Below are 20,271 nucleotides of genomic sequence, written 5' to 3'. Positions count from 1 at the left end.
CGTACGCCCTCCACCCGCCCGCCGGTGCTCTCCCCGAGGGAGCTGGCACTGACCAACGGCGCGAACGGCTCGACGGCGGCGATCAGCACGGTGAAGTCCACGGCGGCCGAGTCCGCCCCGGCGACGGAGTCCCCGGAGGACCGCACCGATAGCTGACCACTTTCGGCCAACCGGCCCGGAATGAATGCCGCGCCCCTCGGGTTCTAGCCTGGGGGGCGCGGCGTTTCCGCATGTCCGCACAGAGAGCGCGTGGTCGCACGCGTGACAGGTACAGGAACGAGGAACCAGATGACCGACCCCGTGACCCTGGACGGCGAGAGCACCATCGGCGAGTTCGACGAGAAGCGTGCCGAGAACGCCGTACGGGAACTGCTGATCGCGGTCGGCGAGGACCCGGACCGTGAGGGCCTCAGGGAGACGCCGGCCCGGGTGGCGCGGGCGTACAAGGAGATCTTCTCGGGCCTGTGGCAGAAGCCCGAGGACGTCCTGACGACGACGTTCGACCTGGGGCACGACGAGATGGTCCTGGTGAAGGACATCGAGGTGTACTCCACCTGCGAGCACCACCTGGTGCCGTTCAGGGGCGTCGCCCACGTCGGCTACATCCCGTCCGTGACCGGGAAGATCACCGGCCTGTCCAAGCTGGCCAGGCTCGTGGACGTCTACGCCCGGCGCCCGCAGGTGCAGGAACGACTCACCACGCAGATAGCGGACTCGCTGATGGAGATCCTGGAGCCGCGCGGCGTCATCGTGGTCGTGGAGTGCGAGCACATGTGCATGTCCATGCGGGGCATCCGCAAGCCGGGCGCGAAGACCATCACCTCGGCAGTGCGCGGTCAGCTGCGGGACGCGGCGACGCGCAACGAGGCGATGAGCCTCATCATGGCGCGCTGACCGGGCCCGTCCGCGGGGCCGGCGGTCAGGCCACCGGCTCTGCGCCCGAGTGGTTCTGGTCCTCGTCCTCGGGGAGTTTGCAGACCCGCTCCAGGAACAGGGCCGCCGCTATCACGGCGATGCCGGCCAGGACCGAGAAGCCGGCGTAGAGGGCCTGGTCGCGGCGGGCGGGGATGTCGAGCAGCTCCAGCAGAAAGACGCCCGTGCCGCCGTACATACCGGCGACGAGGGCGGCCACCAGGGCGCTGGCCTGGCCGAAGACGACCGCCCGGGCGGCCATCAGGGGGTCGACGCCCTTCGCACCGGGGCGGCGCTCGCGCTGTGCCTTGAGGCGGGCGCGCAGCGAGAACGCCGTGGCGAGCAGGACCACCGCGATCAGGGCCAGGACGATGGGGGCGGCCAGCGGGACGCTGGGCAGCGTCCCGATCGAGTTCCACAGGCGGGCGCCCGCCCAGGAAAGAACTCCGGCGACGACGAACACGCCGGCCAGCACCCTGATGCGCAGCTGTTTCACGGTGTCCCTTCAGCTCCCCCGGACCGATCCCGGACTGTGGTCGGTCGTCTCGACCTTAACGACTACTCGGGCAGTCGGAGTTCCAGGTCCTTGCGGGGTTCGATCCCCGCGCGGGTGACGGCCGACAGCAGTTCGGCCACCGTGCCGATGCCCGGCAGGTGCGCCTGGGGGTCGACGTCGTGCCAGGGAGCGAGCACGAAGGCGCGTTCGTGGGCGCGCGGGTGGGGGAGGGTCAGCTGCGGGTCGTCGGAGGTGACGTCCGCGTACGCGACGATGTCGACGTCCAGGGTGCGCGGTCCCCAGCGCTCGTCGCGGATCCGGTTGAAGGCCTCCTCGACGGCGTGCGCCCGCTCCAGGAGGGAGGACGGGGGCAGGGTGGTCTTCAGGACCACGATCGCGTTGTAGTAGGAGGGCTGGGTGCCCGGCTCGACACCCCACGGCTCGGTCTCGTAGACCGGCGAGACCGCCTTCACGCGGACGCCGGGGGTGTCCTCCAGGGCGTCGACGGCCCCCTGGAGGGTCTCCAGGCGGTTGCCGAGGTTGGAGCCGATGGAGACCACGGCTCGTTTCGGGTTGCTCAGCGTCGTGTCGGCGGCATCGACCTGCTCGACGACGGAGGCCGGCACCGGCTGGACGGTCGGGTCGCTGTGACCCTGGGCGAAAGGTCGGGTCATACTCGGCTCCGGGTGATGGTGACGGTCACGTCGTCGAAGGGGACCGTGATCGGTGCGTCCGGTTTGTGGACGCAGACCTCGACCTCCTGGACTCCATCGTGCTTCAGGCAGGCCTGGGCGATCCGCTCGGCGAGCGTCTCGATGAGGTTCACCGGCTCGCCTTCGACCACGGCCACGACCTCCTCGGCCACGATGCCGTAGTGCACGGTCTTCGCCAGGTCGTCGTCGGCGGCGGCGGGCCGGGTGTCCAGGCCGAGGACGAGGTCCACGATGAAGGTCTGGCCCTCCTCGCGCTCCTTGGCGAACACGCCGTGGTGCCCGCGGGCCTTCAGGCCGCGCAGCGCGACACGATCCACGCGAATCACTCCTGCAATCGTCGGGAACGACCGGCCGGTGTCGCGTGCGGGCGGCACAGCGGTCTCTGACGAATCTACCTGCGGGCACCGACACGGCCGGGTTACGGGGCCGCGGGCGGGGGGTTGGACGCGGAGGGTTCACCGCGCGTTCTCCCCGGGGAACCCGGTCGCATCATGGGCTGGTAGCCGCACCTACCCCGGGGTTCGTGATTCCAACCACTTCTTGGTCCCTGCGGGGTGCGGACCGGTTCAGGCGCGAGGGTCTCCATCCGGGTTGGGGCCCTTCGCTCCGTTTTGACCGTTCTCCTCGTCCTCGTCGGTTTCGGCCAGGACGGGCGAGGCGTGGTGCGACCAGATCTTCCAGCCGTCGGACGTGCGCCGGAACACGTTCGTGGCGACCACGAGCTGTCCGACCAGGGGCCCGAGCTCCGCGCCGTCCTGAGGGGCCGGGCCGCCGCTGAGGATGTTCTCGGTACAGGTCACCAGGGCCGTGTCGCCGGTGACGGAGACGTGCACGTCGGTGAGGAAGAACTGGATGTAGTCGGTGCTCGCCATGATCAGTGCGTACGACCTGAGGACCTCGCCGCGGCCGGTGAGCACCGGCCAGCCCGGGTGCACGCAGGAGATCACGCCGGTGTCGGCCGGGTCGTGGTACTCCTCGTCGACGCCCAGGTCGGCGGGGGTGAGCCAGAGCGAGGACAGCTCCTCGAAGTCGCCGCGCTCCATCGCCTCGTAGAAGGCGGTGTTGGCGGCCTCCACCTGTTCGACGTCGGTGTGGGGGGCGCTCACCGCGCTCCTTCCACGGCCCGGGCGACCCGCACCGCGTCCGCTGTGGCGCGTACCTCGTGCACGCGCACCGCCCATGCGCCGGCGTGCGCCGCGAGCGCGGAGACGGCGGCCGTGGCGGCGTCGCGCTCGCGGGCCGGCGGGGGTGCGCTCTCCGGGCCGGCGAGGACGCGCCCGAGGAACCGCTTGCGGGAGGCGGCGACGAGCACGGGGTGCCCGAGGGCGTGCAGGCGGTGGAGATGGGAGAGGAGGGTGAGGTCGTGGTCGGCGTCCTTGGAGAAGCCGAGGCCGGGGTCGACGACGATCCGGTCGGGGGCGACGCCGCCCGCCAGGACGGCCTCCACGCGCGCGTGCAGCTCGTCCACGACCTCGGCGACGACGTCCTCGTACCGTCCGGCGACGTTGCCGCCCTGGAGGAAGCCGCGCCAGTGCATGACGACGAAGGGGGCGCCGGCGGCGGCGACCACGGGGATCATCGCCGGGTCGGCGAGGCCGCCGCTGACGTCGTTGACGAGGGCGGCGCCGGCGGCGAGGGACTGCTCGGCGACGGAGGCGCGCATGGTGTCGACGGAGACGACGACGCCCTCGGAGGCGAGACCGCGGACCACGGGGATGACGCGACGGAGTTCCTCGGCCTCGTCGACGCGGGTGGCGCCGGGGCGGGTGGACTCACCGCCCACGTCGACCAGGTCCGCGCCCTCGGTGACCAGGTCCAGGCCGTGCTTGACGGCGACGGTGGTGTCGAACCAGCGGCCGCCGTCGGAGAAGGAGTCGGGGGTCACGTTCACGACGCCCATGACCGCGCACCGGTCCCATGCCGGAAGGCCTGCCACTCGGCGGCGCCCGCTGAGGTTGTTCATACGTTCAGCGTAGGCCCAGCGCGCCGCCCCGAACGCGCCGCGGCCCGGGCGGAAGCTCCCGTGCTGGGGGGTGGGGCTTCCGCCCGGGCCGGTCAGGGGCCGTTCCGGGCTTTGCTGCTTCGTTCGGCGCCCGGTCCAGGGGGCCGGGCCGGGGTCAGGCCGGGGTTCAGGCCGCTCGGACGTCGTGTTCGCCCACCGCGTGCGCGCAGGGGCGCGCAGCGGACGCCCTGCGCCGGCGCAGGGCGCGCGGGAGCGGGAGGGCGAGGTCGACGAAGCCCTCTGCCTGCATGGTGGCGAAGCCGATGCGGGGCAGGTCGGTCGTGGCGCGGTAGACGATGAACCGCGGCTCCCAGCGGGGCTGGAACTTGGCGTTGAACTTGTAGAGCGACTCGATCTGGAACCAGCGGGAGAGGAACACCAGCAGCCCGCGCCAGGCACGCAGCACCGGACCGGCGCCGATCTTCTCCCCGCGCGCGAGGGCGGAGCGGAACATTGCGAAGTTCAGCGAGACACGGGTGATGCCGAACTTGGAGGCGGCCTGCAGGGCGGCGACGATCAGCAGTTCGTTCATGCCGGGGTCGGCACTGCGGTCGCGGCGCATCAGGTCCAGCGAGGCGCCGTCCTTGCCCCAGGGCACGAAGTGAAGGATCGCCTTCAGGTCGCCGTACTCGCCGGGCTCGTCGTCGGCCTTGTGGGCGGTGGCGATCAGACAGTCGCCGTCGGTGGCGTCGCCGATGCGGCCGAGCGCCATGGAGAAGCCGCGCTCGGTGTCGGTGCCCCGCCAGTCCTCCGCCGCCCGGCGGATGCGCTCAAGCTCGGCCTCTCCGAGGTCACGGATACGCCGTACCCGGGTTTCGTAGCCGGCCCGCTCGATGCGCTTGACCATCTGTCGCACGTTGCGCATCGCGCGTCCGGCCAGCGAGAAATCCGCCACGTCGACCACCGCCTCGTCGCCCAGTTCCAGGGCGTCCAGGCCGGTCTCGCGGGTCCACACCTCGCCGCCGGTCTCCGAGCAGCCGACGACCGCCGGGGTCCAGGAGTGCGCCTTGGCCTCGTCCATGAAGCGCTCGATGGCGCCGGGCCAGGCCTCGACGTCGCCGATCGGGTCGCCGCTGGCGAGCATCACGCCGGAGATGACGCGATAGGTGACCGCGGCCTTGCCGCTGGGCGAGAAGACGACCGCCTTGTCGCGGCGCAGCGCGAAGTGGCCGAGGGAGTCGCGGCCGCCGTGCTTGTCCAGCAGGGCGCGCAGCTGGTTCTCGTCCTCCTCGGTGAGGCGCGCGGCCGGGTGTTCGGGACGGAAGGCGAGGTAGACGGTGGTGACCGCGGTCAGCCAGCCGAGGGCGCCGAGGGAGAAGGCGACCGTCCAGGAGGTGCTTCCGTCGTAGTCCAGCGGGCCCTCGAAGCCGAACAGGCCGTAGACGACGTGCGTCAGCCGGTCGGCCAGACTCGGGTCGCCGACCATGCGGTTCGGGTGCACGCTGACGATGATCAGCCCGAGGATGAGGGAAGCGGCCCCCATGAGCACGAAGTTGGCGAGCGCGCGCCAGCGGCTGCGCGGATCGGGCAGCGCGGTGAACTCGTTGCGGTGGCGCAGCAGCGGTACGAGCAGCGACACCGAGATGAGCAGTCCGATGACCGAGTGCCGGTAGACGAACTCGGCGAAGGCGCCGACCGGCAGCAGCGCGACCGCGGCGCGCCACGCCCGGCGCTTGCGCCGCCTGAGCCCGTGGGCGAGAAGCAGCAGCAGCACGCCCGCGCTGAGCGAGAGCGCCGCGGCGAACGGCCCGAAGGAGCCGGGCAGTACCTCGGCTATGGCGTGCATGCGGCTGTGCCGGAAGCGCGGGAACACGCCCGCGGCAATGTCCAGAACGCCCACGACGGCGCACGCCCTGGCGACCAACGTCGGGACGGCCTCGGGACGCGGGCCGCGCAGTATGCGCCGCGCCCGGCTTGATCGGCCCGGAACCCCGCCCGACAATTCCCCATCTATCCTGACAGACATCGCATCCCGTAGTTCTGCGAGAGACCTTGAACCCGGTGCCGATCGGGGCATCCGGCGACATTGCGCCCTCTAGGACGGTGTCGAGGGGAGAGAGGTTCACTCCCCACCGGAAAGTCGGGTCAAAGGCCAAGGAAAGCCCCGGGCAAGCCCCTGTAACGAAGTGCAGGCGGGTGGGCGGAAAGCGCAGGCAGGAAACGCTCATGGGTCTCACGAGCAACAAGGTGCTGGTTCTGGCGATCATGATCGCTGTGGTGCTGTTCGTCGGAACGGTGTGGCTGTGGCCACGGCTCGCCCGGCAGAACTGGCGGGCCATCAGCGGACGCGTCGGCCTCCTGCTGGCCACGCAACTGGCCCTGTTCTCCTCCTTGGGGATCGCGGCCAACCAGGCCTTCGGTTTCTACGCCAGCTGGGCCGACCTCTTCGGCAAGGAGACCGACCAGGGTGTCGTCATCGACCACAGCGCCAACGGCGGATCGGGCGGGCCGCTCCAGGTGGTGTCCACGGCGTCGTTGAAGGGTGCCGGCGGCTCGCGGCCGGAGACGGGCGGGCAGATCCAGAAGGTGGACATAGTGGGCCGCAAGACCCATATCGCCACACCGGCGTACGTCTATCTGCCGCCGGAGTACTTCCAGCCGCAGTACCGCACACGTACGTTCCCGGCGACCGTGGTGCTCACCGGCTACCCCGGTACGGCGCAGGCGCTGGTGGACAAGCTGAACTACCCGCGCACGGCGCAGCAGCTGGCCAAGAACGGGCGGATGCAGCCGATGATCCTGGTGATGCTCCGGCCGACCGTGGCGCCGCCGCGCGACACGGAGTGCGTGGACGTCCCGGGCGGGCCGCAGGCGGAGACGTTCTTCGCCAAGGATCTGCCGGATGCCGTCCTCGCGCACTACAGGGCGGGCAAGCGGCCCGGCAGCTGGGGCATCATCGGCGACTCCACCGGCGGCTACTGCGCGCTGAAGCTCGCCATGCACCACCCGGGCGTCTACGCGGCCGGCGCCGGTCTCTCGCCGTACTACAAGGCGCCCATCGACCCCACGACCGGCGACCTCTTCCAGGGCGACAGGAACCTGCAGAATCGTGCCGACCTGTGGTGGCTTCTCAAGCACCAGCCCGCGCCCGACACCTCGCTGCTCGTCACCAGCAGCAAGATCGGCGAGCACAACTACAAGGACACGCTGAAGTTCATACAGCAGGTGCAGTCCACGAACCTGACCCGGATCTCGTCGATCATCCTGGACAGCGGCGGGCACAACTTCAACACCTGGCGGCGGGAGATCCCGGCGACCCTGCAGTGGCTCAGCGGGCGGCTGACCGACCGCTGAGCCGCCGTGCGGCTGATGCCTCGTGAAGCCTGCGGTGTCGCGGTGTTTTTGCGAGGCAGGGGCCCACGATTCGCCTACGCGCGGTAAGTTTCTGGCCATGCCACGTGGACGCCACCGCCATTCCCCACCTCTGCACCGGGTGTTGCCTCCTTCGGTGATCGCCGGTGTCTCCGTCGTCTGCGCGCTGGGTCCCTGGGTGTTCTCCGAGGCCACGGTGCTGCGCACGCTGGCCGCTGCCGCCGCGGCGACGGCAGTCGTCGGCGCCGTCGTGATGCGCCGCTGGGACACCTCGGCGGGCAAGCAGGTCGCCGACCTCACGCGCGCGCGTGCCAGCGACGAGTGGCGCTTCGAGGAGCGCGTCGCCGAACTGGAGACCGACCTGGAGGAGTCGCGCGAGCTGCGCACCAAGCTGGAGCAGCGGCTGCGTGCCAAGCGCGCGGAGCTGGCCGGGCTGCGCAACGAGCACGCGGCTCTGCTGCGCCGCTACGCCACGGCCGAGACCGAGCGCGCAACCGCCCTGGAAGGGCGCCGACTGCTGGAGATCGAGGCGGCCGAGCCCTCCGGTTCCCTCGCGCTGCCGCCCGCGCGCAGCGCCGAGCCGCAGGCCCCCAAGGCTCTGGAGGCTCCGGAGGCGGCGGAGGAACCGGCCGAGGACCGCCCTGAGCCGGTCGCGGTGTTCTCGCCCGAGGGTTCGCGGCTGTACCTGCGGGCCGCGGCGGCACTGGCCCGGTTCGGCTCCGACGCCCCCGAAGGGCCGGAGCCCACGAAGCCGTCCGGCAAGGCTGTGTCCGCCGGGTCCGAGACGGTGCAGTCGTCCGCAGGGACCGAGTCGGTGCAACCGTCCGCCGAGGCCGTGTCCGCAGGGACCGAGTCGGTGCAACCGTCCACCGAGGCCGCGTCCGCCGGGACCGAGGCGGTGCAGTCGTCCGCAGGGGCCGAGCAGGTGCAACCGTCCGCCGAGGCCGTGTCCGCGCAGCACACTGTGGGGTCCGAGCCGGTGGAGCCCGTTGCCGGGTCCGGGGCCGGGGCTGCGCGGTCCGCGTCCCCGCAGCCCGAGCCCGCTGCCGAAGGATCGGCCGCCGCGGCGGCCGACGGGGTGCAGGACACGTCCGATGCTCCCCGGAGCGAGGACGGGGCCCAGGAGGACGACGCGCAGGGGCAGTCCGAGGCGGCCGACCCGCACGCGCGCGCGGCCGCCGTCCCGACGACGTCGGCCGAGCCCGCGACGGCCACGGGCCGGCAGGGTGCCGGGCACTTCACGGTGCCGACCGCGGTGGCCGTCGTACCGGCCGCGCCCGCGCGCCCGGTGGTCGAGGGCGGCTTCGATTTCTTCGGCACCCAGAAGCAGACGTCGTCCGCCGCGCTGGACACCGTGCAGAACGAGGACCTCGCGGACGTCGTCGGCCAGGAGGCCCTCGCGCTGCACAAGGCCGAGGCCGAGGCCGAGTTCAAGCCGGCCGACCCCGAGTCGAGTGGCGTCGGCCAGGTCATCGACCTGACGGCGCACGACGAGACGGAGCAGATCGACCTCCAGGGGCTGCGCAGCGCGGCTTCCTGACACGGCGCAGGACACCGGGCCCGGTCCACCCGCGAGGGTGGGCCGGGCTCACGCCATCCAGCGGTCCGGGCGGGCGTCCCTGCGGCCGGTCCGGGACCGCTCCGCCTGGGCGCGCAGCAGCCGCGCGGCCTCCTCGGCGTCCCGCAGACGAGCCGTGACGCTCTTGTCGGCACCGGTGTCCACATGGACGTCGGCGAGCCGCCACAGGCGCCCCCAGGGCCCCTGGGTGAGCCGGACGCTCTGCACCTTCGCGTGCGGGACCAGGGCCAGGCGACGGCGCAGCAGGCCGTGCCGCGCGGCGAACACCGTGCCGGTGACCGCGAGGCCGTGCCCGCGCCACCACAGCGGCACACACCACCCGGCCCGCCGCGGCGGCCGCGACAGCGACGCCGGTACGGTCACGCCGGGCAGCACGCGCGCTATGACCGACTCGGCGACCGCGCGCGGGGCGACCGGCACCAGCACCGAGTTGTCGGATCCGGCCACGTCCAGTTCCACCCGCACCCAGCCCCGCCGGCGCCACAGCAGCGGTTCCACGATCCGCACGGTCTGCACCCGCCCCGGCGGCACCGTCTCGTGCGCGCGGTCGAGCAGCCCGTGGTCGATGCGCAGCCCGTCCGGGGACTCGCCCACCGTCCAGTCGTACTCGGCGACGAACCGCCCCGCGCTGCTCGCACCGGCCGTGCCGAGCAGCGGCAGGGCGACGGCGAGGACCGTCCACACGCTGTGGGTGGCGAGCCACAGCACGGGCGGTACGACGAGTGCGGCGGTCAGGGAACCCCAGGTGGCCCCCGTCAGTACCAGGGAGACCGCCAGCTCGCGCGGGGGCACGTGCAGCAGTTCGTGCGCGGGTGCCTCGCCCACTTCGTGCGCCGTTTCGGGCGCGAACCCCGCCGCGCGCGCGAGGAGTTCCGCGCGCAGGGCGCGCGCCTCCCGCTCGCCCAGAAAGGCGAGTTCGTCCTTCTTGTCCGCTCCGACGACGTCGATCCGCAGCTTGGCGACACCCGCCACGCGCGCGAGGAGCGGACGGGTGACGTCGACCGCCTGGATGCGCTCCAGCCGGATGTGCGCGGTGCGCCGGAACAGCAGTCCGGTGCGTATGCGCAGTTCGGTGTCGGTGACCGCGAAGTGCGTGAACCACCAGGACAGGAAGCCGTAGAGACCGGCCGCCGGGACCAGCACGGCGAGCCCGACGAGGAGCATGGCGGAGGTCAGCCGCTGCAGCTGCTCCTGCGCCCCGTTCGGGTCGTGCACGGCCCATCCGGCGAGCACGGTGACCGGCGCCCACGCCCGCCGGAAGGGCGTGACGGGGTGCAGCCGCCGCTCGGCGACGGGCGGTCGCGCCGCTGCGCCGTCGAGGTCCGGGGTCGTCACAGGCCGGCCGATCGGGCCTCGCCCAGCTCCGTGAGCCGGTCGCGCAGCCTCTCCGCCTCGGCCGGGTCCAGCCCCGGGATGGTCGCGTCGGTCGCCGCGGCCGCGGTGTGCAGCTGCACGCTGGCCAGCCCGAAGTAGCGCTCGACGGGCCCCGAGGTGACCTCCACCAGCTGCATCCGCCCGTACGGCACCACGGTCTCCTCGCGCCACAGGACACCCCGGCTGATCAGCAGGTCGTCGGCGCGCTCGGCGTACCGCCAGGAGCGCCAGTTGCGGCCCAGCAGCCGCAGGCCCCACGCCCCGAGGGCCAGGGGGAGCAGCGCGAACGCCGCCCAGGCCGGCCCCGCGAGCAGGCCGGGCAGCAGCCCTGCCACCAGGGCGAGCACGCCCGTCCACACCATCAGCAGCAGCCGGCGCATGCGCAGCAGGCCGGGCGGCAGACCCCGCCACACCGGCCCGTCCCCCGCCACCCCGGTCGTTTCCGGGCTCCCCGTCTCCATGGGCCCAGCGTACGTAGGGGAAACTGGGTCCATGACTGCGACGGAGACCACGGTCGGCATCGGCGGTGCCGCCGAGAGCACCGACATGGTGCTCAACATCGGCCCCCAGCATCCGTCCACGCACGGCGTGCTGCGGCTCAAGCTCGTGCTGGACGGGGAGCGCATCCAGCACGCGGAGCCGGTGATCGGCTACATGCACCGGGGCGCCGAGAAGCTCTTCGAGGCGCGGGACTACCGGCAGATCATCATGCTCGCCAACCGCCACGACTGGCTGTCGGCGTTCTCGAACGAGCTGGGCGTGGTCCTCGCGGTGGAGCGGATGCTCGGCATGGAGGTGCCCGAGCGCGCGGTGTGGACGCGTACCCTGCTCGCCGAGCTGAACCGGGTCCTGAACCACCTGATGTTCCTCGGGTCCTACCCGCTGGAGCTGGGCGGGATCACGCCGGTGTTCTACGCGTTCCGGGAGCGCGAGGTGCTCCAGAACGTCATGGAGGAGGTCTCCGGCGGGCGCATGCACTACATGTTCAACCGCGTCGGCGGCCTCAAGGAGGACCTCCCGGCCGGGTGGGCGGTACGCGCGCGTGCCGCCGTCGCCGCGGTGCGCTCCCGCATGGACGTCTTCGACGACCTGGTGCTCGGCAACGAGATCTTCCGGGGGCGCACGCGGGGCGTGGGGACGCTCGCGCCGGAGACCGTGCACGCCTACGGCGTGAGCGGGCCCATCGCGCGCGCCTCGGGCGTCGACTTCGACCTGCGCCGCGACGAGCCGTACCTGGCCTACGGCGATCTCCAGGACACGCTGAACGTCGTCACCCGCGGCGAGGGCGACTGCCTCGCCCGCTTCGAGTGCCTGCTGGAGCAGACCCACAACGCGCTGGACCTCGCCGACGCCTGCCTGGACCGGCTCGCCGAGCTGCCTCCCGGGCCCATCAACCAGCGGCTGCCCAAGGTGCTCAAGGCACCCGAGGGGCACACGTACGCCTGGACCGAGAACCCGCTCGGCATCAACGGTTACTACCTGGTCAGCAAGGGCGAGAAGACGCCGTACCGGCTGAAGCTGCGCTCGGCGTCGTACAACAACATCCAGGCGCTGACCGAGTTGCTGCCGGGGACGCTGGTGGCGGACATGGTGGCGATCCTGGGGTCGATGTTCTTCGTGGTCGGGGACATCGACAAGTAGGACGCTCCGGGCAGCCGGAAGCGGTGACAGGCAGCCTCAAGCGGTAACAGGCAGCCGGAAGCGGTGACAGGCGGCCGCAAGCGGCACCGGGGAGTCGGAACCCGTGCCGGGCAGTCCCAGGCGCCCCAGGCCGCCTTCCGGGCAGTCCCGGCAGTCCCGGCAGTCCCGGGCTGTCTCACGCAGGCCCGGGCCGCCCCGGGTGGTCCTGGGCGTCCGCCGGGAGCGGGTCCGCGATTCCCACCGGCTGGATCAGCCAGCCGAAGTCGCCGAGGCCGCCGGGGGCGGTGAGTTCGGTGGCCTCGCCGGCGCTTGCGAGGGCCCGTACATAGGCAGAAGGGTCCGTGGAGGCCAGTGCCAGCGGGGGGCGTGCGCCGGTGAGGCCCAGGGCGTGCAGAGCGGCGCGCTGCGTGAGCAGACGCGCGTCGGAGAAAGTGCGAGCCGGACCGGGGGCCGTACGCGCCGCGTCTGAGGCGGTGCGCGCCGCGTCCGACGGGGCGCGCGTCGTACCCGAGGCGGTGCTGCGCGCCGTGTCTGAGGGGCTGTGCGCCGTGTACGCGGCCGCGCAGGCGTCCAGTGCGACGTGCGCCGTGATGTCGCACGACCCGTCCGGTACGGGCGCCGTCTCGCGTCCCTCCCGGAACCCGGTGAGCGTCCCGAACGGCGGGCGCGCGTCCACGGCGTGCGCGTAGTCCACGGCCACCGCGAGCCCCCGCGTCACCCGGCCCACCGCCGCCGCCCACGCGAGGTCTCTTGGCAGCCCGATCTCCGCGCGCAGCCCCTCCTCGGCGGGCAGCGGCCACCACCGCGCCAGCCAGTCCGCCTCCGCGCCCGACACGGGCTCCCCGAGCCGTTCGGTGCCGTCCGCCGCGACGAGCACCAGCCGGGGCACACCGGCGGCATCCACCTCGGCGACGTCCACCGGCACGTTGTCCAGCCACTCGTTGGCGAACAGCAGCCCGGTGATCGCCTGCGGGGGTTCGCTCAGCCAGGCGACCCGGTCGTCCAGGCCCGCGGGACGGTCGGCCAGCTCGACGGCGTACCCGCGCGTGCGGGCGGCCACGTCGGCCGGCAGGGCCGCGAGCACGCCGGTGACCAGCTCGCCGCGGCCGGCGCCCAGGTCCACGAAGTCCAGCGTCGGAGGTCGCCCGAGCGCCTCGTCGACCCGGCACAGCAGCCGGGCGACGGCCTGCGCGAACAGCGGGGACGCGTGCACGGACGTACGGAAGTGCCCGGCAGGGCCCTCGGGCCGCAGGTAGAAGCCGCCCGGCCCGTACAGGGCCTCCTCGGTCGCCGCCCGCCATCCGCGCGGCTCGCCGCTGCTCTCCTCCGTCGCACCATCCGTCACCCGGACAGACTAGGCGCACAGGTGATCACTGCCTCCACCTTGCGGAGTACGCGTCGCGTGCAGGGATCGGCCCTCCGGTTGACCCCTGCACACATCTCATTTCCCTACTCTGGGTTACGTGCAGCGCCTCTATGACTTCCTCCGCAGGCACCCGACGTGGGTCGACACCTTCTGGGCCGTCGTCCTGTTCGGGCTCTCCGGCGTGAGCGTGGTGAGCATCCACGGGGCGCCCGGCCACCACATGCCGATCGGCGCGGGGCTGGCGGTCTCCGCCGTCCTGTGCGTCGTCGTCGCGCTGCGCCGCCGCTTCCCGGAGGCGATGCTGCTGCTGGCCCTCGCAACCGGTCTGCTCCAGCTCGTCCTGGACATCGAGTCGACCGTCGCCGACTTCGCCATGCTGGTGATCACCTACACGGTCGCCATGGTCGGCGCGCGCTGGGCCTCACGGCTGGCGCTCGCGGTGAGCTTCGGCGCGGCGCCCCTGGCGCAGCTGCGCTGGCCGGAGCAGCAGACGAGCTTCGTCGGCCAGGTGGCGCTGGTGGTGTTCCAGACGGTGCCCTTCGCCCTCGCCTGGGTGCTCGGCGACTCCATGCGTACCCGGCGTGCCTACTTCGCCCAGCTGGAGGAGCGTGCCGCCCGGCTGGAGAAGGAACGCGAGGCGCAGGCCAAGGTGGCGGTCGCCGCCGAGCGCGCCCGGATCGCGCGCGAGCTGCACGACGTCGTCGCGCACAACGTGTCCGTGATGGTCGTCCAGGCCGACGGCGCCGCCTATGTCCTGGACGCCGCCCCCGACCAGGCGAAGAAGGCCCTGGAGACGATCTCCTCCACCGGCCGCCAGGCCCTCGCCGAGATGCGCCGCCTGCTGGGCGTCCTGCGCACCGGCGAGCACCAGGAGGGCGGGGAGTACGTCCCCCAGCCGGACGTCGAGCAGATCGACGAGCTGATCGAGCAGTGCCGCAGCTCCGGCCTGCCCGTCGACTTCAAGGTCGAGGGCACCCCGCGCCCGCTGCCCAGCGGGGTGGAGCTGACCGCGTACCGCATCGTGCAGGAGGCGCTCACCAACACCCGCAAGCACGGCGGGCCCAACGCGGGGGCGAGCGTGCGGCTGGTCTACTTCGACGACGGGCTCGGCCTGCTCGTCGAGGACGACGGCAAGGGCGCCCCGCACGAGCTGTACGAGGAGGGCGGCGCCGACGGCCAGGGGCACGGCCTGATCGGCATGCGCGAGCGGGTCGGCATGGTCGGCGGCACCCTGGACGCCGGGCCGCGCCCGGGCGGAGGATTCCGCATCAGCGTGCTGCTCCCGCTCAAACCGGCGCACTGACGCCGTCGTGAGCCCCCTTCGGACACCTGTGACACCCCCGGCCCCGCCCGCCCGAACGAAAGAGACCCGATGACGATCCGCGTGATGCTCGTCGACGACCAGGTGCTGCTGCGCACCGGATTCCGGATGGTGCTCGCCGCCCAGCCGGACATGGAGGTCGTCGCGGAGGCGGGCGACGGCGTCGAGGCGCTCCAGGTGCTGCGCTCCACCGCCGTCGACGTCGTCCTGATGGACGTCCGCATGCCGAAGCTGGACGGCGTGGAGACCACACGGCGGATCTGCTCGGAGGACAACCCCCCGAAGGTGCTGATCCTGACCACCTTCGACCTGGACGAGTACGCCTTCTCGGGGCTGAAGGCGGGGGCCTCCGGCTTCATGCTCAAGGACGTGCCGCCCGGTGAGCTGCTGGCGGCCATCCGCGCCGTGCACAGCGGAGACGCGGTCGTGGCTCCCTCCACCACCCGGCGTCTGCTGGACCGGTTCGCGCCGATGCTGCCCTCCGGCACCAAGGAGCCCCAGCACAAGGAGCTGGAGCGGCTCACCGACCGGGAGCGCGAGGTCATGGTGCTGGTCGCGCAGGGCCTGTCCAACGGGGAGATCGCGGCCCGGCTGGTGCTGTCCGAGGCCACCGTGAAGACCCACGTGGGCCGCATCCTGACCAAGCTCGGCCTCAGGGACCGGGTGCAGGTGGTGGTGCTGGCCTACGAGACCGGGCTGGTGCGGGCGGGCGGCCACGGCTGACGGCTGCCGGAGGATTCCCTTCGGGATGGTGACGGCTGCCGGAGGATTCCCTTCGGGATGGTGACGGCTGCCGGAGGATTCCCTTCGGGAAGGCGCGGCTACCGGAGGATTCCCTCCAGGAAGTCGCTGCCGAGCCGGGCGACGACGGTGACGTCCAGCTGGTGCAGTACGTACCGCCCGCGGCGGCGGGTGGTGAGCAGCCCCGCCTTCTTCAGCACGCCCAGGTGCCGGGATATCTCGGGGGCCGTCATCCCGTGGATCTGAGCCAGCTCGCTGGTGGTGTACGCGCTGCGCGCAAGGTGGCGGCACATCCGCATGCGCACCGGGTGGGACAGGGCTGTCATCCGCAGGCCGAGCTGCTCCACCGAGGGCGGGGCCGCCAGTTCGGGTGAGCCGACCGGGTAGTGCAGCACCGGCTGCCAGCCGTACCGGTGCAGGACGCTCAGATGCGGCCAGCCCAGGCTGGTCGGGACGAGCAGGAGACCGCCGTCCGCGGTGGCCGAGTGGCCGCTGCCCAGCTTGTCGACGGTGATCAGGGCGGCCTCTTCGTCGAGCGCGACCGTGGGGGACACCGCGGCCAGCGCTTCCGCCAGGCCCCTGCGCCGCAGGAGTTCCGTCTTGTGGCGGGCGTCCGCCGCGAGCTGGTGGCGCAGCCTGGACCAGGTCTCCGCGAAGAACGCCTCGTCGCAGTCCTGCACGAACTGGCGCAGCCAGGACCGGATCCTCGGCGGATCGGTCAGCAGCCGCTCGGTGAACCGCACCTGCCGGGGCCCGCGCGAGGCGGCCAGCTCCAGCGCCCGCCGGCGCACCGTGGCGTCGGAGAGCGCGGAGGGGCCGCGCGAGCAGTAGGGCGCCGCGCAGGTGAACTCCATGGCCGCGTCGACAAACTGTTCGTCCGTCAGTTTGTCCAGGAGGTCCAGGTCCTCGGCGAGGGTGGCACCGGGCAGCGCGCTCCGGCCCTCGATGCCGGCGAACGGCAGGAACAGGTCCGAGAAGGTCGAGCGCCACAGGAAGTCCGCCTCGCACATCCGGTCGGCCAGGTGCGAGTCCAGCCGGGCCGTCACGCCGGTCACCCAGCCCTGCAGGCCCGGATGATGGCCCGGCTCCGACAGCGCGTGCAGCGCCATGCCCAGCTCGCCCAACGGCGAGGGGACGACGGCGACCCTCTCCGCGGGCAGCCCCGTGATGTCGATGCGCACGCTCATGAACCCATGGTGCCCGGCACCACCGACAACCGGATCCTCGATTGACGGCGGACGTCAATCGACGCGACTTTCCCGTCCCGACCGGCGCAACCTGGGGCCACCGGGGCAGCCGCGGAGCCCGATCAGCCACCGGTACGGCCGGTGATCATTCACGTCCCGAGAAGGCGATCCGCCATGAGCGTCACCCAGCAGTACCTCCTCGACACCCACCGCGCCCGTCTGCACGGTGAGCCCGAACCGCCCGCGCCGGGCCGTCACGACCTCGCCGTGGTGCGCGAGCTGCGCGACCGCCGGCGCTTCCGGGCCGTGGTCGCCGAGCGCCCGGCGCGCGGGCGGCTGCTCCGGGCCCTGCGGCGCAGGCTGCGCCCGCGCGCCCTCGGCTAGGCCGCGGCTAGGCCACGGACAGGCACGGCTAGGCCCTGTCCGGCAGACGGTCCACGAAGTCCCGTACGGCCGCGCGGACGTCGTCGGCCGTCCACTCCAGGCCCGCGGCACGGACGACGACCTCCGTGGACGCGATGCCGGGCCCTGCGGCGTCCCAGTGGTTCGCGAAGAGCATGACCGAGGTCTCCTCGGCCTGGCGCACGGCCGCCTCGGCGACCACGTCCGGCTCGTACGGCAGCCAGACCTGGAACTCGTGGGTGTGCGGCTGCTCCGGGTGGACGCGTGCCCAGGGCACCCCCGCCGCCGCGAAGCCCTCGCGCAGCGCGGCGGCCACCACGCGCGCGTGACATACGTACTCGGGCAGCCGGGGCAGCTCGCGTTCGAGGCCGATGAGCGCGGACAGGGCGGTCGGGAACTGCTGGAAGACCATGCCGCCGTACCGGTGCCGCCAGGTCTTCGACTCCTCCACCAGCGTCCTCGGGCCGGCGAGCGCTGCGCCGCCGAAGCCGCCGAGGGACTTGTAGAACGAGACGTAGACGCTGTCGGCCAGACCGGCGATCTCCTCCAGGGGACGCCCGAAATGGTCCGTGCACTCCCACAGGCGTGCGCCGTCGAAGTGCACCACCGCGTCGCGCTCCCGCGCCGCCTCGACGACCTCGGTCAGCTCCTCCCAGGTGGGCAGCACGAAACCGGCGTCCCTGAGGGGCAGTTCCAGCATCAGCGCCCCGAAGGGCTCGTCGAAGTCGCGGATCTCCGCGGCCGTGGGCAGCCGGGGTTCGCTGGTCACATGGATCGGGCGCAGGCCGCTGACCTGGCTGAACGCATGCCGCTCGTGCATCACGGGGTGGGCCAGGGCATGCAGGGCCACCGCCGGGTCGCCGGTGCGGGCCGCCCAGCAGCGCAGGGCCACCTGCTGGGCCATCGTGCCCGTCGGGAAGAACGCGGCGGCCTCCGTGCCGAGCAGCGCGGCGACCCGCTCCTCCAGGGCGGCCACGATCCGGTTGCCGTAGACGTCGGCGGGCTCGTCCAGGTCGTACACCTCCGCCCCCGCCTCCGTCAGATACGAGAGACGTTCGCGGATCGTGGACCCCCAGCCCGCACGGGACAGCGTGCGCCGCGCCTGCCGGTGGGCGGCCGCGCGCCGCTCCCGCAGCCGCTCCTGTGCCGATCGTTCCTCGCCCTGCTCACTGCCCTGCCCAGCCGTGTCCGTCATGCCGTGGATCATGCCGTGCCGGACCGGCGGGGGCACCGGGATTTCCGTGCGGCGGCCGGGTTCCGAAGACGTGGGGTAACCCACAGCCTGTGGACGACCCATTGGCGTCGGACCGGATAGCGTTAACATGACGAGAAATCGTCCGGTACCCAGAGCGGACTGGAACGGGAAGGCCGCCGTCGCGTGAGTACAGTCCACCAGCCAGACCTCAAGGACCGCCCCGCGCGGCTCACCGTCGGCGTCGTCGGCGCCGGCCGCGTGGGCCCCGCACTGGCCGCGTCCCTGCAGCTCGCCGGTCATCGCCCGGTGGCCGTCTCCGGAGTCTCCGACGCCTCCCGCAGGCGCGCCGAGACGATGCTCCCCGGCGTTCCGCTGGTGCCGCCGGCCGAGGTCCTCGAACGCGCCGACCTCGTCCTGCTCACCGTCCCGGACGACGCCCTGCCCGGCCTGGTCGCCGGCCTCGCCGAGACCGGCGCCGTGCGGCCGGGACAGCTGCTCGTGCACACCTCCGGGCGGTACGGCGCGAAGGTGCTCGACCCCGCCCTGCGCGCGGGCGCGCTGCCGCTGGCCCTGCACCCGGCGATGACCTTCACCGGCACCCCCGTGGACGTCCAGCGCCTGGCGGGCTGCTCCTTCGGCGTCACCGCGCCCGAGGAACTGCGGCTGGCGGCCGAGGCCCTGGTCATCGAGATGGGCGGCGAGCCCGAGTGGATCAGCGAGGAGAACCGCCCGCTGTACCACGCGGCCCTCGCCCTCGGCGCCAACCATCTGGTGACCCTGGTCGCCCAGTCCATGGAGCTGCTGCGCACGGCCGGCGTCGAGGCCCCCGACCGGATGCTGGGCCCGCTGCTCGGCGCCGCCCTGGACAACGCCCTGCGCTCCGGGGACGCGGCGCTCACCGGCCCCGTCGCGCGCGGGGACGCCGGCACGGTCGCCGCACACGTCACACAGCTGCGGAAGCACGCCCCGCAGACCGTCGCGGGCTACCTGGCGATGGCCCGCGCGACCGCCGACCGGGCCCTCGCCCACGGCCTGCTGAAGCCGGAACTCGCCGAGGACCTGCTCGGCGTGCTGGCCGACGGATCCAACCCCACCAACGGCACCAACGGCACCAACGGCACCGAGGGGAACGCCTGATGACCACCGCCCTGCTGAGCACCGCCGACGAGCTGCACGCGCGCGTGCGCACCGGCCGCCGCGCCGTCGTGATGACCATGGGCGCCCTGCACGAGGGCCACGCCACGCTGATCCGCACCGCGCGCGAGATCGCCGGCCCGGGCGGCGAGGTCGTCGTCACCGTCTTCGTCAATCCGCTCCAGTTCGGCGCGGGCGAGGACCTCGACCGCTACCCGCGCACCCTCGAAGCCGACCTGAAGCTCGCCGAGCAGGCGGGCGCCGACGCCGTGTTCGCGCCCTCCGCCGACGAGGTGTACCCGGGCGGCGAACCCCAGGTGCGCATCTCCGCGGGCCCCATGGGCGAGCGCCTGGAAGGCGCCTCGCGGCCCGGTCACTTCGACGGCGTGCTCACCGTCGTCGCCAAGCTGCTCCACCTCACCCGCCCCGACGCGGCCCTGTTCGGCCAGAAGGACGCCCAGCAGCTGGCCCTGATCCGGCGCATGGTGCGGGACCTGAACTTCGGCGTCGAGATCGTCGCCGTGCCCACCGTGCGCGAGGAGGACGGGCTCGCCCTGTCCAGCCGCAACCGCTACCTCTCGCCCGACGAGCGCCGTACCGCGCTCGCCCTGTCCCGCGCCCTGTTCGCCGGCCGCGACCGGCACGCCGCGCAGGAGGCGCTGCGCGCGCGGGCCCTCGAAGTGCCCTCCACGCACGCGCGTGCCGAGGCGCTGAGCGCCATAGGGGAGTCCCGCGCGGCGGCCGACGCGCACGCCGTGGCCACGGTCGCGCCCGGCGGCCCGGCGGCCGTCCGCGCGGCCGCCAGCCAGGCCCGGGACGAGGGCGCCCGCCGCGACCCCCCCCTCCCGCTCGCCAACCTCGCCCTGGGGGACCCGTCCGACTGCACCGAGATCTGC

Annotated in this window: 20 protein-coding genes; 9 read left to right on the top strand and 11 right to left on the bottom strand. The window is 72.9% G+C overall.

The annotated features are described in order from the left end of the window. The first annotated feature begins 288 nt into the window (after positions 1-288). Entirely contained in the window at positions 289-894 is a 606-nt protein-coding gene (gene folE / locus AB0H32_RS17215; RefSeq protein ID WP_361120473.1) for a GTP cyclohydrolase I FolE, read from the top strand. 25 nt (positions 895-919) lie between these two features. On the opposite strand, the gene AB0H32_RS17210 is transcribed toward folE, so the two are convergent. The 6 genes from AB0H32_RS17210 to AB0H32_RS17185 form a co-directional block, all read right to left on the bottom strand. Further along, positions 920-1,408, bottom strand: coding sequence for a DUF3180 domain-containing protein (locus AB0H32_RS17210; RefSeq protein WP_361120470.1), 489 nt, complete (start codon positions 1,406-1,408; stop codon positions 920-922). A gap of 62 nt (positions 1,409-1,470) precedes the next feature. Further along, positions 1,471-2,082: a 2-amino-4-hydroxy-6-hydroxymethyldihydropteridine diphosphokinase gene (gene folK / locus AB0H32_RS17205; RefSeq protein ID WP_361120467.1), complete on the bottom strand. Its 612-nt coding sequence runs from the start codon at positions 2,080-2,082 to the stop codon at positions 1,471-1,473. Next, positions 2,079-2,438, bottom strand: a complete 360-nt coding sequence (gene folB / locus AB0H32_RS17200) for a dihydroneopterin aldolase (protein WP_361120464.1) — start codon at positions 2,436-2,438, stop codon at positions 2,079-2,081. Before folB ends, folK begins: the two co-directional genes overlap by 4 nt. Before the next feature lie 249 nt (positions 2,439-2,687). Beyond that, the gene (locus AB0H32_RS17195) at positions 2,688-3,227 is read right to left on the bottom strand and encodes a nuclear transport factor 2 family protein (RefSeq protein ID WP_361120461.1); all 540 of its coding nucleotides are present in this window, start codon (positions 3,225-3,227) and stop codon (positions 2,688-2,690) included. Further along, complete coding sequence (gene folP, locus AB0H32_RS17190; RefSeq protein WP_361120459.1) at positions 3,224-4,084, bottom strand: dihydropteroate synthase; 861 nt, start codon at positions 4,082-4,084, stop codon at positions 3,224-3,226. The genes AB0H32_RS17195 and folP overlap by 4 nt, the downstream gene beginning before the upstream one ends. 166 nt (positions 4,085-4,250) lie before the next feature. Next, positions 4,251-6,065 (bottom strand): phosphatidylglycerol lysyltransferase domain-containing protein, encoded by a 1,815-nt coding sequence (locus tag AB0H32_RS17185; RefSeq protein WP_361120568.1) that lies wholly within the window; start codon positions 6,063-6,065, stop codon positions 4,251-4,253. 224 nt (positions 6,066-6,289) lie between these two features. On the opposite strand from AB0H32_RS17185, the gene AB0H32_RS17180 reads away from it, so the two are divergent. Next, entirely contained in the window at positions 6,290-7,417 is a 1,128-nt protein-coding gene (locus AB0H32_RS17180; RefSeq protein ID WP_361120457.1) for an alpha/beta hydrolase-fold protein, read from the top strand. A 97-nt stretch (positions 7,418-7,514) separates the two neighbouring features. Beyond that, positions 7,515-8,975: a hypothetical protein gene (locus AB0H32_RS17175; protein ID WP_361120454.1), complete on the top strand. Its 1,461-nt coding sequence runs from the start codon at positions 7,515-7,517 to the stop codon at positions 8,973-8,975. 48 nt (positions 8,976-9,023) lie between these two features. Here the strand turns inward: AB0H32_RS17175 and AB0H32_RS17170 are convergent, their stop codons facing one another. Together AB0H32_RS17170 and AB0H32_RS17165 are read right to left on the bottom strand one after the other, a co-directional pair. Beyond that, positions 9,024-10,349: a PH domain-containing protein gene (locus AB0H32_RS17170; protein ID WP_361120451.1), complete on the bottom strand. Its 1,326-nt coding sequence runs from the start codon at positions 10,347-10,349 to the stop codon at positions 9,024-9,026. Continuing rightward, positions 10,346-10,849, bottom strand: a complete 504-nt coding sequence (locus AB0H32_RS17165) for a PH domain-containing protein (RefSeq protein ID WP_361120448.1) — start codon at positions 10,847-10,849, stop codon at positions 10,346-10,348. Before AB0H32_RS17165 ends, AB0H32_RS17170 begins: the two co-directional genes overlap by 4 nt. Before the next feature lie 31 nt (positions 10,850-10,880). Here AB0H32_RS17165 and AB0H32_RS17160 point away from each other — a divergent pair, with 31 nt between their 5' ends. Then, positions 10,881-12,029 (top strand): NADH-quinone oxidoreductase subunit D, encoded by a 1,149-nt coding sequence (locus AB0H32_RS17160; protein ID WP_361120445.1) that lies wholly within the window; start codon positions 10,881-10,883, stop codon positions 12,027-12,029. Positions 12,030-12,204: 175 nt separating this feature from the next. On the opposite strand, the gene AB0H32_RS17155 is transcribed toward AB0H32_RS17160, so the two are convergent. After that, entirely contained in the window at positions 12,205-13,374 is a 1,170-nt protein-coding gene (locus AB0H32_RS17155; protein ID WP_361120442.1) for an SAM-dependent methyltransferase, read from the bottom strand. 118 nt (positions 13,375-13,492) lie between these two features. On the opposite strand from AB0H32_RS17155, the gene AB0H32_RS17150 reads away from it, so the two are divergent. Together AB0H32_RS17150 and AB0H32_RS17145 are read left to right on the top strand one after the other, a co-directional pair. After that, the gene (locus tag AB0H32_RS17150; RefSeq protein WP_361120439.1) at positions 13,493-14,698 is read left to right on the top strand and encodes a sensor histidine kinase; all 1,206 of its coding nucleotides are present in this window, start codon (positions 13,493-13,495) and stop codon (positions 14,696-14,698) included. 69 nt (positions 14,699-14,767) lie between these two features. Beyond that, the gene (locus AB0H32_RS17145) at positions 14,768-15,439 is read left to right on the top strand and encodes a response regulator transcription factor (RefSeq protein ID WP_361120436.1); all 672 of its coding nucleotides are present in this window, start codon (positions 14,768-14,770) and stop codon (positions 15,437-15,439) included. A 98-nt stretch (positions 15,440-15,537) separates the two neighbouring features. Here the strand turns inward: AB0H32_RS17145 and AB0H32_RS17140 are convergent, their stop codons facing one another. Then, positions 15,538-16,644, bottom strand: a complete 1,107-nt coding sequence (locus AB0H32_RS17140; protein WP_361120433.1) for a DUF5937 family protein — start codon at positions 16,642-16,644, stop codon at positions 15,538-15,540. Between the two features lie 174 nt (positions 16,645-16,818). Between AB0H32_RS17140 and AB0H32_RS17135 the strand changes: the two genes are divergently transcribed. Continuing rightward, positions 16,819-17,028 (top strand): hypothetical protein, encoded by a 210-nt coding sequence (locus AB0H32_RS17135; RefSeq protein WP_361120430.1) that lies wholly within the window; start codon positions 16,819-16,821, stop codon positions 17,026-17,028. Positions 17,029-17,056: 28 nt separating this feature from the next. On the opposite strand, the gene AB0H32_RS17130 is transcribed toward AB0H32_RS17135, so the two are convergent. Continuing rightward, positions 17,057-18,241, bottom strand: a complete 1,185-nt coding sequence (locus AB0H32_RS17130) for a beta-eliminating lyase-related protein (protein WP_361120427.1) — start codon at positions 18,239-18,241, stop codon at positions 17,057-17,059. A gap of 183 nt (positions 18,242-18,424) precedes the next feature. On the opposite strand from AB0H32_RS17130, the gene AB0H32_RS17125 reads away from it, so the two are divergent. After that, the gene (locus AB0H32_RS17125; RefSeq protein ID WP_361120425.1) at positions 18,425-19,378 is read left to right on the top strand and encodes a DUF2520 domain-containing protein; all 954 of its coding nucleotides are present in this window, start codon (positions 18,425-18,427) and stop codon (positions 19,376-19,378) included. Further along, positions 19,378-20,271: pantoate--beta-alanine ligase (gene panC / locus AB0H32_RS17120; protein WP_361120422.1), on the top strand; the 894-nt coding region annotated here is incomplete at its 3' end. The genes AB0H32_RS17125 and panC, both read left to right, overlap by 1 nt.

This window comes from Streptomyces sp. NPDC020362, assembly GCF_040642095.1.
Taxonomy (GTDB): domain Bacteria; phylum Actinomycetota; class Actinomycetes; order Streptomycetales; family Streptomycetaceae; genus Streptomyces.
The sequence above is the reverse complement of the archived record's forward strand: the minus strand, read 5'-3'. Positions and strand labels throughout refer to the sequence as shown.

Coding starts and splice junctions, on each gene's coding strand:
- AB0H32_RS17160 (WP_361120445.1), top strand. CDS start 10,881: ATGACTGCGACGGAGACCACGGTCGGCATCGGCGGTGCCGCCGAGAGC.
- AB0H32_RS17145 (WP_361120436.1), top strand. CDS start 14,768: ATGACGATCCGCGTGATGCTCGTCGACGACCAGGTGCTGCTGCGCACC.
- folK (WP_361120467.1), bottom strand. CDS start 2,082: ATGACCCGACCTTTCGCCCAGGGTCACAGCGACCCGACCGTCCAGCCG.
- folP (WP_361120459.1), bottom strand. CDS start 4,084: ATGAACAACCTCAGCGGGCGCCGCCGAGTGGCAGGCCTTCCGGCATGG.
- AB0H32_RS17130 (WP_361120427.1), bottom strand. CDS start 18,241: ATGACGGACACGGCTGGGCAGGGCAGTGAGCAGGGCGAGGAACGATCG.
- folE (WP_361120473.1), top strand. CDS start 289: ATGACCGACCCCGTGACCCTGGACGGCGAGAGCACCATCGGCGAGTTC.
- AB0H32_RS17175 (WP_361120454.1), top strand. CDS start 7,515: ATGCCACGTGGACGCCACCGCCATTCCCCACCTCTGCACCGGGTGTTG.
- AB0H32_RS17180 (WP_361120457.1), top strand. CDS start 6,290: ATGGGTCTCACGAGCAACAAGGTGCTGGTTCTGGCGATCATGATCGCT.
- AB0H32_RS17165 (WP_361120448.1), bottom strand. CDS start 10,849: ATGGAGACGGGGAGCCCGGAAACGACCGGGGTGGCGGGGGACGGGCCG.
- AB0H32_RS17135 (WP_361120430.1), top strand. CDS start 16,819: ATGAGCGTCACCCAGCAGTACCTCCTCGACACCCACCGCGCCCGTCTG.
- AB0H32_RS17140 (WP_361120433.1), bottom strand. CDS start 16,644: ATGAGCGTGCGCATCGACATCACGGGGCTGCCCGCGGAGAGGGTCGCC.